Raw genomic sequence first — 14,377 nt, forward strand, 5'->3', positions numbered from 1 at the left:
TCAGAAGATTCTGGACAACTGTCCGGCTGTCTCGTCTCGAACGATAGCCGCAGACAATGTCGAGCCGCAAGGGTGGCCGCTTGCCATACCCGCTATCTCCACAAATTCGCAGTTCATTCCGCCCTTCACGGATCCACACTTGCTCAATCCCGATATCGTCGGATAACTTGGACATGTGTCCAGCGATGCCGTGTCCGCAGTCACAGAGCCCACTCCGGAGCCAGGCAAGGAAACGCCGCGCAACCGCAGGCAGGAGGAGACCTTCCGCAAGGTCCTGACCGCCGGGACCGAGATGTTGCGCGAATCGTCCTACGCCGATCTGACGGTGCGCGCGGTCGCCGCACGCGCCGGGGTTGCCCCGGCCACGGCCTACACCTACTTCTCGTCGAAGAACCACCTGATCGCCGAGATGTACCTGGATCTGGTCAGCCGGGTCCCCTACTTCACCGATGTGAACGACACCATGACCACCCGCGTCGATGCGGCGTTGCGTGCGCTGACCCTGGTCGTCGCCGATGAACCTGAAGTCGCTGCGGCCTGCACCACCGCCCTGTTGGGCGGCGGCTCCGATCCTGCCGTGCGCAAGGTACGAGACCGGATCGGCGCGGAAATCCACAAACGGATCCGTTCGGCCGTCGGACCCGACGCCGATTCCCGCGTCGTCTCCGCCCTGGAGATGACGTTCTTCGGCGCGCTGGTCAATGCCGGCAGCGGTGCCTTCACCTACCACCAGATCGCCGACCGACTGACCTACGTCGTCGGACTCGTCCTCGGAGAGGACAAATGAGCTTGAGCCTTGGAGAGGACAGATGACCTTGAATGCCGTCGAGCTGATCTTCGACCCGTACGACTACGACTTCCACGAGGATCCGTACCCGTACTACAAGCGGTTGCGCGACGAAGCCCCGATCTATCACAACGAAGAACTCAAGTTCTGGGCGCTGTCCCGGCACAAGGACGTGGTGCAGGGTTTTCGCAACAGCGTCACCCTGTCCAACAAGCACGGGGTCTCCCTAGACCCGATCTCGCGCAACGACGAAGCACACCGCGTCATGTCGTTCCTGGCGCTCGACGACCCCGGTCACCTCCGGTTGCGCACGCTGGTGTCCAAGGGCTTCACCCCGCGGCGCATCCGCGAACTGGAGGGCCGCGTCACCGAGATCGCCCACCAGCACCTGGACACCGCCCTGCAGAGCACCACATTCGACTACGTCGACGAATTCGCGGGCAAGTTGCCCATGGACGTCATCTCCGAACTGATGGGTGTCCCCGAGGAGGACCGGGTCCGGATCCGCGCGCTGGCCGACGGTGTCATGCACCGCGAGGACGGCGTCGCCGATGTCCCTGAGTCCGCGATCGCCGCCTCCGGCGAACTGCTGGTCTACTACGCCGACATGGTGAAACAGCGCCGCAAGAACCGCAGCGACGATCTGACGTCGGCACTGGTGGAAGCAGAGATCGACGGCGACCGGCTCACCGACGACGAGATCATGGCATTCCTGTTCCTCATGGTGGTCGCGGGTAACGAGACCACCACGAAACTGCTTGCCAATGCCGCATATTGGGGATACAAGAACCCAGACCAGCTGGCTCCGGTGTTCGACAACCACGACTTGGTCGTGCCGTGGGTCGAGGAGACCCTGCGCTATGACGCCTCCAGCCAGATTCTGGCCCGGCTGGTCACCGAGGACCTCACGTTCTACGACACCACGGTGCCCGCGGGGGATGTACTCGTGCTGCTGATCGGCTCGGCGAACCGCGACGAACGTGTCTTCGAGAATCCCGACGAGTATCGGATCGATCGCGAGATCGGTCCCAAATTGGTGAGTTTCGGCAGTGGTGCCCACTTCTGCCTCGGTGCACACCTGGCCCGCATGGAGGCCCGGGTAGCGCTGACCGAGTTGTTCAAGCGTATCCGCGGATACGAGGTGGATGAATCCGCGGCTGTGCGGGTGCATTCCAGCAGTGTCCGTGGATTCGCGCATCTGCCCATCACAGTGACAAAGCGCTGAAAGGCCTCGCTACATGCCTCGATTTGCCCCCTTGCCCGACCGTCGGCCCGCCCTGGTCGCCGGCGCCTCATCCGGAATCGGTGAGGCGACCGCGATCAAGCTCGCCGCCAATGGATTTCCCGTCGCGCTCGGCGCCCGTCGGGTGGAGAAGCTGAAGGAGATCGTCGACAAGATTCGTGCCGACGGCGGCGAGGCCGTCGCGGTGCACCTGGACGTGACCGACCCCGACTCGGTGAAGGCGGCCGTCGAGCAGGCCACCTCCGAACTCGGCGATATCGAGGTGCTGGTCGCGGGTGCCGGTGATACCAACTTCGGAAAGCTGCACGAGATGAGCACCGATGAGTTCGCCGACCAATTGCAGATCCACCTGGTCGGCGCGAATCGGATGGCCACCGCGGTGCTGCCGGGCATGTTGGAACGGCAACGCGGCGATCTCATCTTCGTCGGCTCCGATGTGGCACTGCGCCAGCGTCCACACATGGGCGCCTACGGGGCGGCCAAGGCCGGTCTCGTGGCGATGGTGACCAACTACCAGATGGAGCTGGAGGGCACCGGTGTGCGCGCCTCGATCGTGCATCCCGGCCCCACGCGGACATCGATGGGCTGGAGCCTGCCCGCCGAGAAAATCGGTCCCGCACTGGAGGACTGGGCCAAGTGGGGCCAGGCGCGTCATGACTACTTCATGCGCGCCTCCGATCTGGCCCGCGCCATCACATTCGTCGCGGAGACGCCGCGCGGCAGTTTCATCGCGAACATGGAGCTGCAGCCCGAGGCCCCGCTCGCCGACACCAAGGACCGCCAGAAGCTCGCCCTGGGCGAGGAAGGGATGCCGAACCAATGAGCAGCACCCTCAAAGAAGTACAGCGCGTCTCAGGTGGCGAAGAAGAACACGGCCACCTGGAGGAGTTCCGCACCGACCCGATCGGTCTGATGCAGCGCATCCGTGACGAGTGCGGCGATGTGGGCTGGTTCCAGCTGGCCGACAAACAGGTGGTGCTGCTCAGCGGCGCGGAAGCCAACGAATTCTTCTTCCGTTCCAGCGACAGCGAGCTGAACCAGGCCGAGGCCTACCCGTTCATGACCCCGATCTTCGGTGAGGGGGTGGTGTTCGACGCCGACCCCGAGCGCCGGGCCGAGATGCTGCACAACACCGCGCTTCGCGGCGAGCAGATGAAGGGGCACGCCGCCACCATCGAGCACGAGGTGCGGCGGATGATCGAGAACTGGGGCGAGAGCGGGGAAATCGATCTACTGGAGTTCTTCTCCGAGCTGACGATCTACACCTCGACGGCGTGCCTGATCGGACCGAAGTTCCGCAACCAGCTCGATTCCCGATTCGCCAACTACTACCACCTGCTGGAGCGCGGCACCGATCCGCTGTGCTACGTCGACCCCTACCTGCCGATCGAGAGCTTCCGCATCCGGGACGAGGCCAGGGCCAACCTGGTGGAGCTGGTCCAGGAGGTGATGAACGGGCGAATTGCCAATCCGCCCAAGGACAAGAGCGATCGCGATCTGCTCGACGTGCTGGTGTCGATCAAGGACGAGGAGGGCAATCCGCGCTTCTCGGCCAATGAGGTCACCGGCATGTTCATCTCACTGATGTTTGCCGGCCACCACACCAGCTCGGGTACCTCGTCCTGGACCCTGATCGAGCTGCTGCGCCACCCGGAGTTCTACGCCAAGGTGCAGAAAGAACTCGACGAGCTGTACGCCGACGGCCAGGAGGTGAGTTTCCATGCGCTGCGGCAGATTCCCAACATCGACAATGCGCTCAAGGAGACCCTGCGGCTGCATCCGCCGTTGATCATCCTGATGCGGGTGGCGCAGGATGAGTTCGAGGTGGCCGGCTACCCGATCCACAAGGGACAGATGGTGGCCGCCTCCCCGGCGATCTCCAACCGGATCGCCGAGGACTTCCCCAACCCGGACGGCTTCGACCCCGATCGCTATGTGAAGCCGCGCCAGGAAGACCTGGTCAACCGGTGGACCTGGATCCCGTTCGGCGCCGGCCGGCACCGCTGCGTAGGTGCGGCGTTCGCGCAGATGCAGATCAAGGCGATCTTCTCGGTTCTGTTGCGCGAGTACGAATTCGAGATGTCCCAGGCTCCAGAGACGTACCAGAACGACCACTCGAAGATGGTGGTGCAGTTGGCCCGCCCGGCCAAGGTGCGCTACCGGAAGCGGGCTTAGGAGAGCGCCCATGGGCTGCTACCGCGTTGAAGTCGACGAGGATCTGTGCCAGGGCCACGCGATGTGTGAGCTCGAAGCTCCGGACGTGTTCCGGGTTCCCAAACGCGGCGTCGTCGAGATCCTCGACTCCGAACCACCCGACGAGCTCCGCGATGCCGTCGAGATGGCCGTCGAGATGTGTCCTACCCGAGCACTCTCAATCATTGAGAACGACTGAAAGGAAAGGCCAATGGCGTCAAGAAACGAGCTCGAAGACTGGTCCGATCGCTGGCTGAAGGCCAACCAGGAGGCCGAAAAGGCCGGTGACTGGAAGCCGCTGGCCGACTTCTACACCGAAGATGCCACCTACGGCTGGAACATCGGGCCCAAGGAAGACGTGATGTGCGTCGGGCGCGACGAAATCCGCGACGTGGCACTGGGTCTGGAGATGGAAGGCCTGGAGAACTGGGTCTACGAGTACCAGCGCGTGCTGATCGATGAGAAGCAGAACGAGATCGTGGGCTTCTGGAAGCAGATCGCCAACAAGAGCGACGGCACCCGCGACGAGATCTACGGCATCGGCGGCAGCTGGTTCCGGCTCAACGATCAGCTGCTCATCGAGTGGCAACGTGACTTCTTCGACTTCGGCCACGTGGCGAAGGGCTACGCAAAGCTCATCGAGTCCGGCGACCTGACTCCCGCCATGCAGAAGCGAATCGAGCGCAGCCTGGCCGGCGAGAAGCTGCCCGGCTACTACCCGCTCGGCGAGGCACCGGTCAAGATCTGGTAATTCCCGGCCAAGCAGTTGCTTGGGGGTGCGTGTGACCCACGCAACTAATGGCTCTAGTCTGTGATCAGCGGCTCTAGTGGAAGGCACATGCGGATGAAGACAAAAGGCGCTCTCATCTGGGAGTTCAACCAACCGTGGTCGATCGAGGAGATCGAGATCGGCGACCCCGTCAAGGACGAGGTCAAGATTCAGATGGAAGCCTCGGGCATGTGCCATTCCGACCACCACCTGGTGACCGGCGACATCCCGATGGCCGGTTTCCCGGTGCTCGGCGGCCACGAAGGCGCGGGCATCGTCACCGAGGTCGGCCCCGGCGTCGACCACATCCAGCCGGGCGACCACGTCGTGCTGTCGTTCATCCCGTCCTGCGGTGAGTGTCCGGCATGTCAGGAAGGTCTGCGCAACCTCTGCGACCTGGGGGCGGGCCTGCTGGCCGGCACCGCGGTGTCCGACGGCACGCATCGCATCCACGCCGTCAAGAACGGCCAGCCCGTCATCCCGATGACCCTGCTGGGCACCTTCAGCCCGTACATGGTGGTGCACAAGAGCTCGGTCGTGAAGATCGATCCGTCCATCCCATTCGAGGTGGCCTGCCTCGTCGGTTGCGGTGTGACCACCGGCTACGGCTCGGCCGTGCGCAGCGGCGACGTCCGTCCGGGCGACGACGTGGTGATCGTCGGCGTCGGCGGGGTCGGCACCGGCGCGCTGCAGGGTGCCCTGGCAGCCGGTGCCCGCAACGTGTTCGCCGTCGATCCCGTCGAATTCAAGCGCGAGAACGCGTTGAAGTTCGGCGCCACCCACGCCTACCCCGACATCTTCAGCGCGATGGCCGGGGTCGCCGAGGTCACGCAGGGTCGGATGGCCCACAAGACCATCGTCACCGTCGGTGAGCTCAAGGGCGAGGACATCGACCACTACATGAACATCACCGCCAAGGGCGGCACCGTGGTGGCGACCGCGGTCGCCAACATGGCCAGCAACGACGTGAAGCTCAACCTGTCGATGCTGACGCTGCTGCAGAAGCGCCTGCAGGGCACCATCTTCGGCGGCGGCAACCCGCATCACGACATCCCTCAGCTGCTGAGCATGTACAAAGCGGGCCGGCTGAATCTCGACGACATGGTCACCCGGCAGTACAAGCTCGAGCAGATCAACGACGGCTACGCCGACATGCTCGAAGGTCGTAACATCCGCGGCGTCATCCGCTACACCGACGCCGATCGCTGACCCGACCCGACATTTCGCGCCGAATGTCACGCCAGCGTGGCTCTGGCAATCGAGAGTCACTCCAGCGTGACATTCGGCGTGTACGACGACCCGCCAGGAGCGCCATGACCGAAACCCAAACCGAGACACCCGTCGTCACCGCCTCCCGATCGTCGTGGCGGTGCGTGCAGTCCGGCGACCGCGAGGGCTGGTTGGCCCTGATGGCCGACGACGTCGTGGTCGAGGATCCGATCGGCGAAGCCGTCACCAACCCCGACGGCACCGGCGTCAAAGGCAAGGAGGCGCTGGCCGCCTTCTACGACACCAACATCGGCCCCAACGAGCTGACCGTCACCTGCGAGGAGACGTTCCCGTCCAGCTCGCCGAGCGAGATCGCCTACATCCTGGTGCTGCGCACCAAGTTTCCCAACGGCTTCACCGCCACCGTGCGGGGCGTCTTCANCGTGGTGGTCAACGGCCGCGACACCGAGGCCGCACACGCTGCCGCACAGCGGATTTCCGGTGTGGCCCATGCCGGTTCGCCCGCCGACCCCGACGTGGCCGACGCGCTCGTCGACACCTGCACACGCGAATTCGGGCGCGTCGACATCCTGATCAACTGCGCCGGTACCGCCGAGCCGGCCGGCTCCTCGATCTTGAACGTGACCAGCGCCCAATTCCGGGACCTGCTCGACGCGCACCTGGCCACGGTGTTCGAAACGTGCCGCGCGGCGGCGCCCAAGATGGTGGCGCAGGGTGGCGGCGCCATCGTCAACACCAGCTCGTTCGCCTTTCTCGGCGATTACGGCGGCACCGGGTATCCGGCCGGAAAAGGTGCCGTCAACGGCCTCACCCTGGCCATCGCCGCCGAACTTAAGGAACACGGCGTGCGGGCCAACGTGGTGTGCCCGGGCGCCCGCACCCGGTTGTCCACCGGAGCGGGCTACGAACAGCACATCGCCGACCTCAACCGGCGCGGGCTGCTCGACGACGTCAGCATGCAGGGCGCACTGGACGCCGCCCCACCGGAATACGTCGCCCCGACCTACGCCTATCTGGTCAGCGACGCCGCACGCCAGGTGACCGGCCGCATCTTCATCGCGGCGGGCGGCTTCGTCGGCGAATTCGCCCGGCCCACACCCGGTTTCATCGGATACCGGGACCATCACAGCGCGCCGCCCTGGACCCCGGCCGAATTGCACGGCCTGATCGGCAGCGACTAGCGGCAGAAGCCCCTTCCGGACCGTCCGCTACGCGCTACCTGTCGACCCAATCGACCGGCCGGGCCGCGCGAGTGCATCGCCGGCAACTTGTGCGGACGGTAGTAGGTGAGCACGACGCGATCCTCACCCTCCGGGGAAGGGCTGCAGGAATGGAAATTCCAGCCGGATAGCCCGCGGTCGAGGACTTCGGGATGGTCGACGACCTCCCACCAGCTCTCCGCGGGCACATCCAGGTCGATCCACTCGAAATGCCCGGATCGCAGGCTCGGCAGGACCGGGTCGTCACCGTCGGCTTCCCACTTGACCGCATCGGTCACGACACATTCGCCCTTCCACGCACGATTACTAAGCCCTGCTAGTCAACCCGGTGGTGCTTACCTGCGCAACGAGATCGGCGTCTCATTCGGCGCTCACTATGCTCGTCACCATGGCATCCGTCTTCACCAAGATCATCAACGGAGAACTGCCCGGGCGATTCGTCTACGAAGACGATGAGATCGTCGCGTTCCTCACCATCGCGCCGATGACACAGGGACACACCCTGGTTGTCCCCCGCGCCGAGATCGACAACTGGCAGGACGTCGAGCCCGCCGTGTTCGGCCGGGTGATGGAGGTGTCGCAGCTGATCGGCAAGGCCGTGTGCCGCGCATTCGGCGCGCAGCGTGCCGGGGTGATCATCGCCGGGCTCGAAGTGCCGCACCTGCATGTGCACGTGTTCCCGGCCTACAACCTGGCCGATTTCGGGTTCGCCCACGTCGACAACAACCCGTCACCGGAATCACTCGACGAGGCCCAGGCGAAAATCAAAGCCGCGCTGGCAGATCTGCAATCCGCGGCAAGCTGACGGTGAACCGGCAGCCCTGACCCGGCGCCGTGGTGACGCGCACGGTTCCGCCGTGTGCGGCCACCAAGGAGTGCACGATCGACAGACCCAGCCCGGTCCCACCGCTGGCCCGGGTTCGGGAAGAGTCGGCGCGGTAGAACCGTTCGAACACCCGTCGGGCGTCGTCGGCGCTCATCCCCGGCCCCTCGTCGCACACCTCGATCACGGCGTTGTCACCCTCGGTGCCGACCCGCACCGTGATCCCGGCGGATTCGGGGGTGTGCTGCACCGCGTTGGCCATCAAATTGCTCAGCACCTGACGTAGCCGGGCCTCGTCCCCGAGCACCTCCGGGGTACCGGGCCCGTCGAACACCTCCACGCCGACCCGGCGGGACGGGGCGATCGAACGAGCGTCGTGCACGGCGTCGGTGGCCAGCGTCAACAAGTCCACCCGGTGCTGATCCAGGGGCCGCTGCGCGTCGAGCCGAGCCAGCAGCAGCAGGTCTTCGACGAGCAGCCCCATCCGCCGGGACTCACTCTCGATCCGGCCCATCAACATCTCGACATCGCGGGCGGCGCCCTGCCGGTACAGCTCGGCGAATCCGCGAATCGTGGTGAGCGGGGTCCGCAGCTCGTGGCTGGCATCGGTGATGAACCGCCGCATGCGTTCCTCGGAGGTGCGCGCCTGCTCGGCGGAGTCCTCCGAGGCGGCCACCGCACGCTGAATCTGGGCGAGCATGCCGTTGAGCGCCGACGACAGCCGGCCCACCTCGGTGCGCGGATCACGCTCGGGGACACGGCGATCCAGTTCCCCGGCGGCGATGGCCGCCGCGGTGCGTTCCACCTCGACCAGAGGGCGCAGGCTGCGATGCACGACGGCGTAGCCGACGATGCCGAGGATCAGCAGCACCACCGTGCCGATGCCCACCTGCGACCAGATCAATGCGCGGACCGACGACTGCACGTCGGACAGGTCGATCGCAACGGTGGTGCGCTCACCGTTCGGACCCTCCACGGTCATGGCCCGCCACTGCACGGCGGAGTTGCCGACGGAGTCGACGGTGACCGGTTCCGGACCGACGTCGTTGTCGTCGGGCAGCGCGGGCTCCGCCTCGCGGTCGTTGATCGCGATCCAGGTGCGGCCGTCCGCGTCCACGCCGCGGACGTAGAAGTTGGACGGCGGACGGGCCGGATTGGGTCCTTCCAGGGGCGTCGACGGCGCCGGGCGCGGCTCCTGTGCCCAGCTCTGCGAGGCGTCGAGCAATGTCTGGTCGACGCGACTGATCTCGGTGTGCCGCATGATCGAGGTCACCGCAACGCCGGAAGCGAGCAGGCCGCAGGCCACCAGGACCAGGGCGACAGCCACCAGTCCGACCCGCAGCGGCACTCCGTGCCGCTCCACCCGGTCAAACACGTGAAAAGTATGCCGCCGACGGCGAGCCGGTCAGCGCGGCTCGCGCAAAACGTAGCCGACGCCGCGCAGCGTGTGCAGCAGGCGCTTCTCGCCGGTGTCGATCTTGCGGCGCAGGTAGGAGACGTAGGACTCGACGACGTTGACGTCGCCGCCGAAGTCGTAGCGCCAGACGTGGTCGAGAATCTTGGGCTTCGACAACACGGTCCCGGCATTGATGATGAAGTAGCGCAGCAGCGTGAACTCCGTCGGCGACAGGGAGACCGGCTCGCCGGCCTTCCACACCTCGTGGGTGTCCTCGTCGAGTTCGATGTCGGCGAAGGACAGCTTGGCGCTGCGCGGCTCCTCGATGCCCTTGCCGGACCTGCGCAGGATGACGCGCAGCCGCGCCACCACCTCTTCGAGGCTGAACGGTTTGGTCACGTAGTCGTCGCCACCGAGGGTCAGTCCGGCGATCTTGTCCTGCAGGCTGTCGCGGGCGGTCAGAAACAGCGCAGGGGCGTCGATGCCGTCGGCGCGCAGCCGGCGCAGCAGCCCGAAGCCGTCCATGCCGGGCATCATCACGTCCAGGATCACCGCGTCGGGCCGGATTTCCCTGGCCTTGTCGAGGGCCGCGGCGCCATTGGACGCCGTATGCACCTCGAAACCCTGGAACTTGAGGCTGACGGACAGCAGCTCCACGATGTTGGCCTCATCGTCGACGACGAGGATCCGGGCTTCGGGGACGCTCTCAGGTACTGCTGGCATGGCCATTCCCTGATGTTGGTGGTGCCTGTTGAACTGATCCTGCATGCACGCTGTGCAGTTCCTGTGAGTTTAGCTGTGACGCGGGTAACTACACTGACGCCCATGAACCTCGGCAAGACGCTGGTCCAGGTTGCTACCGCGCCCGTGCGAATCGGGTTGGCCGTGGCCGACGCCGGACTCGGTATCGCCAACGAGACACTCAACGCGGTGCAGCGCGGAATCAACGACGCGAACCCGCTCAACGGCAGGTCATCGATGGCCTCGCTGTTCGGCATCGACGACGCCGTGGAGCGGGCGAACCGGCTGGCGCGCCTGTTGGACGACGATGCTCCGCTGGGCCGGGCACTGGCGCCCGACGGCCCGGTGAATCGTTTGCTGCGGCCCGGCGGTCTGGTCGACCAATTGACAGCCGAGGGTGGCCTGCTGGACCGGTTGACCGCGGACAACGGCGCCGTGGCCCGGGCGGTGGCTCCCGGCGGGCTGGTGGATCAGGTCACCATGGAGGGCGGGCTGCTCGACCGGCTGACCACAGAGGACGGCGCACTGTCCCGGGTGATCGCGCCCGGCGGGCTGGCCGATCAACTGCTGGCCAACGACGGCCTGTTCGAGCGGGTGCTCCGCGAGGACGGGGTCGCCGACCGACTGCTGGCCGAGGGCGGCCTGCTGGACACCCTGACCGATCCGGACGGCCCACTGCTCAAGCTTGCCGACGTGGCCGACACCCTGAACCGGCTGGCACCCGGGCTGGAAGCGCTCGCCCCCACCATCGACGCACTGCACGAGGCGGTCATCACGCTGAGCCAGGTGGTCAATCCGCTGAGCAACATCGCCGACCGCATCCCGCTGCCGCGCCGCTCGTCCCGACGAAGCTCCCCGCGACCGGTCACCTCACAGCGAGTTATCGACGCCGACGACTGACCCGCTAAACTAGGCCGCGTTCGACCCGCCTCCGTAGCTCAGTGGTAGAGCAACGCTCTTGTAAAGCGTAGGCCGTCGGTTCAATCCCGACCGGGGGCTCCACGCAGGCTCACTTGTCGGTCCACTCTCGTAGCTTCAATCCATGAGACGGTGCCAGGCTTGTAAAGCGCCGCTTTCGAAGCGCAGCCAGAAGGTCTATTGCGGTAACGCATGTCAGGCTGTGGCACGACGAGACGCCATGACGAAACGCTGGCTCGAATCTGGCGAAGCCCGGGTCAGGGGCGAGCAAGGCAAATACATCCGGCTGTACCTGATCAACACTCAGTCGGGTTGCTGCGCGATCTGTGGCGCAGCCAGCGTGTGGCAGGGTCGGCCCCTGACCTTGATCATGGACCACATCGACGGGAACCCGACGAACAACCGACGGGACAACCTGCGCCTGGTCTGCCCGAACTGCGACTCCCAGCTCCCGACGTACAAGAGTCGCAACCGTGGCAACGGGCGCCACTTCCGCCGGCAGCGGTATGCCAACGGCCAGTCGTTCTAAGGACCGGCTGCTGATTCACACTCTCGAAAGCAATACGGGGGCACGTGAAAGTGAGGTAGTCGATTACTCCAGCCCCTCCCCCGTCGAGCACCTTATCGTCGGGCGGTCCGGCAACGAGGGTGTGGTGGTTTGCGATGTCGAAGTCCAGCGGCGTATTGATCATCCGGCTTATCACGCTGTGCGCGTTGCTGTTCGCGCTGACGATCCCGGGCTCCGCCGGCGCGGCACCTCCGGAGGTCACGACGAGCGAGAACCCCGTCCTTATCGCCTACCCGCATTTCACCACGAAGAACGTCGATCTCGAATGGAGCCTTAATCCGTTTCAGGTGGCGATTCTCTCCGTCACCGAAGGCGGTGCGCCGGTGATCAATCCGACGGTGAGTTCGGCGAGCGGTGAGGGCACGGTGCCGTTGACGGTCGCCTACGGCAAGACGTACACCGCGCAACTCACGGATGCCTTCGGCAAGCCCTTGGGTGCACCGCTCACGATCACCACAGACAAGCCCCAAATCGATCTGCAGCTGTGCGCGCAGCGGTGCATCAAGAGCGTCGACGTTCAACCACACGGTGGCTGGGCGCAATTCACGATCGAGACCAGCAAGACGATGGTGATCACGGTCGAGGCGAGCACCACGCCGCCGGACGTGAACGGCAATTGGAGCGATCCCAACGCCATCGCCGCCTCCGTCGGGACGGTCATCCCGACCGACCGCTACGCGCCGGGACTGCCCAACCTGCAGCCGAACACCACCTACCACTACGTCGTGCGGGCCCACCTCAAGGGACACGAGCAGGTCAAGACCGGCAAGTTCACGACGCTGACCCGGCGCGTGGCGGTGGATTTCGACAAGGTTCAGATGATCGAGGACACCGACGGCCCGCTCGACGGCGACTGCGACTGCTTCTTCGTCTTCGGGGTCGGCGATCTGGACCCGATCTGGTACGGCGATTCCGACAACAAGCAGAGCATCGGCAGCGGGACGACCGCGCCGATCGACGTCTCGGCCGGCTTCACCAACGCCCCGAACGACCTCTTGCTCGGAGTGGCCGGTTATGACGACGACCAGGACGCCTTCGAGGTACTGACCTTTGACTGCACTATCGGCCACGGCCCACCCATGGAAGGCGAGTCCTGGAAGGACAGTTGGAGCGCAGACGGCTGCCTGCAGCATTCCGGCGACGAGATCACGGTGCCGCTGTCCCGCCAGGGGCCGCCCGGAGATCCCGGCGCCGTCGATGAGCAGTTCACTGAGCCCTTCACGATCTCGGTCGACGGTGTCCTCAAGTACAAGATCCACGGGACCTACCGCGTCAGCTACAGCTAAACCCGCGTGGTCAGCTTCCGCAGGGTCTGGTACTCGCTGTCCTTGTACGGCCGACCATCGGGCTGCAGCAGATCGCTGAACCACACGTTCGGCACCTTGGTGTACGGCTTGTCCCAGGAATCCCACGGGAAATACGTCTGCGTCTTGCCGGCCACCAGGCCCCAGCTGTAGGCGGCGACGTTGTGCCGCTTGGCGACCGGCAGCACGCCCTCGACCGTGCTGCCCTGGTCGCGGGCCAGATACTCGGTGCACAGGATCGGCCGTCCGAGCGGGGCGAGTTCGGCGATGCGCGCCTCGAAATCCGCCGGGCCGGCATATGAATGGAAGGAGATGACGTCGGAGTTGTCGAGCTGGAAACTGTCCATCTCGCTGCGGCTTCCGCGATCCCAGCTGCCCTGCCAGACGCCACTGGTCAGCGGCTGCGCCGCGTTGACCGATCGGGCCCAGCCGAACACCTGGGGCAACAGTCCGCCGACCGCGTCGATCTTGTCCTTGCGTTCGACCTTGCGATACTGCTTGGCCGGGTTGTCCGGCTCGTTCCACAGGTCCCAGCCCAAGACCCGGTTGTCGTTGCGGAACTGGCTCATCACCCCCACCACGTAATCACGCAGCACAGGGCGGTAGCGGGGATCGTCGATGCGCTGCGCGCCGGGGCTCTGCACCCAACCCGAGTTGTGCACGCCCGGCGTCGGAGCCCGTTGTGGGCCCACCTTCGGATGCGGATCCCAGCACGAATCGAAGAAGACGAACAACGGCTTGATGCCGTGCCGCGCCGCAATGGCGACGAATTGTCCTAGCCGGCTTTGGAATCCGGCGCGATCCTGCGCCCACAGCAGATCGTGCAGGAAGACTCGCACGGTGTTGAAGCCGAGCAGACGGCAGGCCCCCAACTCACTGTCGATGCGCCGCGCGTCGTAGGTGCCCGGTGAGAACATCTCGAGCTGGTTGATCGCGTTCGACGTGATGAAGTTGGTGCCGACCAGCCAGCCCTGCGCCTGGTACCACGCGTTGGCGCGTTCGACCGGCCATTGGCCGGGCGCGGCGGTGGCACGTGGAAGTACCGAGAGTGTGGACAGTGTCGGGGCGAGGGCCGCTGATGCTGCCAGTACCAGCGGGATCTTGAGGGCCGTTCGACGGTGCACTTTGTGAACATAGTGGCGCCCAGCAAATATTCAGGCCTCACGTATCACATTGCAACCATTG

The 14,377-nt window shown here is 65.4% G+C and carries 16 protein-coding genes and 1 tRNA gene; 13 read left to right on the top strand and 4 right to left on the bottom strand.

What is annotated here, in order from left to right; all coding sequences use genetic code 11:
- Nucleotides 1–175 precede the first annotated feature (175 nt).
- The 8 genes from BN4332_RS16645 to BN4332_RS16680 all read left to right on the top strand — a co-directional run bounded on the left by BN4332_RS16645 (nucleotide 176) and on the right by BN4332_RS16680 (nucleotide 7,403).
- Nucleotides 176–787: a TetR family transcriptional regulator gene (locus tag BN4332_RS16645; protein WP_066899763.1), complete on the top strand. Its 612-nt coding sequence runs from the start codon at nucleotides 176–178 to the stop codon at nucleotides 785–787.
- Nucleotides 788–809: 22 nt separating this feature from the next.
- Entirely contained in the window at nucleotides 810–2,012 is a 1,203-nt protein-coding gene (locus BN4332_RS16650; protein ID WP_066899765.1) for a cytochrome P450, read from the top strand.
- Between the two features lie 13 nt (nucleotides 2,013–2,025).
- Nucleotides 2,026–2,853 (top strand): SDR family oxidoreductase, encoded by an 828-nt coding sequence (locus BN4332_RS16655; protein ID WP_066899767.1) that lies wholly within the window; start codon nucleotides 2,026–2,028, stop codon nucleotides 2,851–2,853.
- Nucleotides 2,850–4,205, top strand: coding sequence for a lanosterol 14-alpha demethylase (locus BN4332_RS16660; RefSeq protein ID WP_066899769.1), 1,356 nt, complete (start codon nucleotides 2,850–2,852; stop codon nucleotides 4,203–4,205). Before BN4332_RS16655 ends, BN4332_RS16660 begins: the two co-directional genes overlap by 4 nt.
- Before the next feature lie 10 nt (nucleotides 4,206–4,215).
- A complete protein-coding gene (locus BN4332_RS16665; protein ID WP_066899771.1) occupies nucleotides 4,216–4,422 on the top strand; it encodes a ferredoxin Fdx in 207 nt (68 codons plus the stop codon).
- 12 nt (nucleotides 4,423–4,434) lie between these two features.
- On the top strand, nucleotides 4,435–4,974 hold the full coding sequence (locus BN4332_RS16670) for a nuclear transport factor 2-like protein (protein ID WP_066899773.1): 540 nt from the start codon (nucleotides 4,435–4,437) through the stop codon (nucleotides 4,972–4,974).
- 93 nt (nucleotides 4,975–5,067) lie between these two features.
- Entirely contained in the window at nucleotides 5,068–6,201 is a 1,134-nt protein-coding gene (locus BN4332_RS16675) for an NDMA-dependent alcohol dehydrogenase (protein WP_066899775.1), read from the top strand.
- Between the two features lie 104 nt (nucleotides 6,202–6,305).
- Nucleotides 6,306–7,403, top strand: a complete 1,098-nt coding sequence (locus BN4332_RS16680) for an SDR family oxidoreductase (RefSeq protein ID WP_074133095.1) — start codon at nucleotides 6,306–6,308, stop codon at nucleotides 7,401–7,403.
- Here BN4332_RS16680 and BN4332_RS16685 read toward each other — a convergent pair.
- On the bottom strand, nucleotides 7,400–7,720 hold the full coding sequence (locus BN4332_RS16685; protein WP_066899777.1) for a hypothetical protein: 321 nt from the start codon (nucleotides 7,718–7,720) through the stop codon (nucleotides 7,400–7,402). The two genes, BN4332_RS16680 and BN4332_RS16685, sit on opposite strands and share 4 nt — an antisense overlap.
- 110 nt (nucleotides 7,721–7,830) lie before the next feature.
- Between BN4332_RS16685 and BN4332_RS16690 the strand changes: the two genes are divergently transcribed.
- Complete coding sequence (locus BN4332_RS16690; protein WP_066899836.1) at nucleotides 7,831–8,247, top strand: HIT family protein; 417 nt, start codon at nucleotides 7,831–7,833, stop codon at nucleotides 8,245–8,247.
- Here the strand turns inward: BN4332_RS16690 and BN4332_RS16695 are convergent.
- A complete protein-coding gene (locus BN4332_RS16695) occupies nucleotides 8,207–9,640 on the bottom strand; it encodes a sensor histidine kinase (protein ID WP_066899779.1) in 1,434 nt (477 codons plus the stop codon). The two genes, BN4332_RS16690 and BN4332_RS16695, sit on opposite strands and share 41 nt — an antisense overlap.
- A 30-nt stretch (nucleotides 9,641–9,670) precedes the next feature.
- Nucleotides 9,671–10,390: a response regulator transcription factor gene (locus tag BN4332_RS16700; RefSeq protein WP_066899781.1), complete on the bottom strand. Its 720-nt coding sequence runs from the start codon at nucleotides 10,388–10,390 to the stop codon at nucleotides 9,671–9,673.
- Between the two features lie 96 nt (nucleotides 10,391–10,486).
- On the opposite strand from BN4332_RS16700, the gene BN4332_RS16705 reads away from it, so the two are divergent.
- The 4 genes from BN4332_RS16705 to BN4332_RS16720 all read left to right on the top strand — a co-directional run bounded on the left by BN4332_RS16705 (nucleotide 10,487) and on the right by BN4332_RS16720 (nucleotide 13,174).
- Nucleotides 10,487–11,302 (top strand): hypothetical protein, encoded by an 816-nt coding sequence (locus BN4332_RS16705; protein WP_066899784.1) that lies wholly within the window; start codon nucleotides 10,487–10,489, stop codon nucleotides 11,300–11,302.
- A 27-nt stretch (nucleotides 11,303–11,329) separates the two neighbouring features.
- Nucleotides 11,330–11,404, top strand: a tRNA-Thr gene (locus BN4332_RS16710).
- A gap of 40 nt (nucleotides 11,405–11,444) precedes the next feature.
- Nucleotides 11,445–11,849 carry an HNH endonuclease gene (locus BN4332_RS16715; protein WP_066899786.1) on the top strand — a complete coding sequence of 135 codons (405 nt, stop codon included), beginning with the start codon at nucleotides 11,445–11,447 and terminating at the stop codon, nucleotides 11,847–11,849.
- A gap of 134 nt (nucleotides 11,850–11,983) precedes the next feature.
- Nucleotides 11,984–13,174, top strand: a complete 1,191-nt coding sequence (locus tag BN4332_RS16720; RefSeq protein WP_066899788.1) for a hypothetical protein — start codon at nucleotides 11,984–11,986, stop codon at nucleotides 13,172–13,174.
- Here the strand turns inward: BN4332_RS16720 and BN4332_RS16725 are convergent.
- A complete protein-coding gene (locus BN4332_RS16725) occupies nucleotides 13,171–14,316 on the bottom strand; it encodes a glycoside hydrolase 5 family protein (protein WP_066899790.1) in 1,146 nt (381 codons plus the stop codon). The genes BN4332_RS16720 and BN4332_RS16725 overlap by 4 nt on opposite strands.
- Nucleotides 14,317–14,377: the final 61 nt, after the last annotated feature.

This window comes from Mycolicibacterium houstonense, from assembly GCF_900078665.2.
GTDB lineage: Bacteria > Actinomycetota > Actinomycetes > Mycobacteriales > Mycobacteriaceae > Mycobacterium > Mycobacterium houstonense.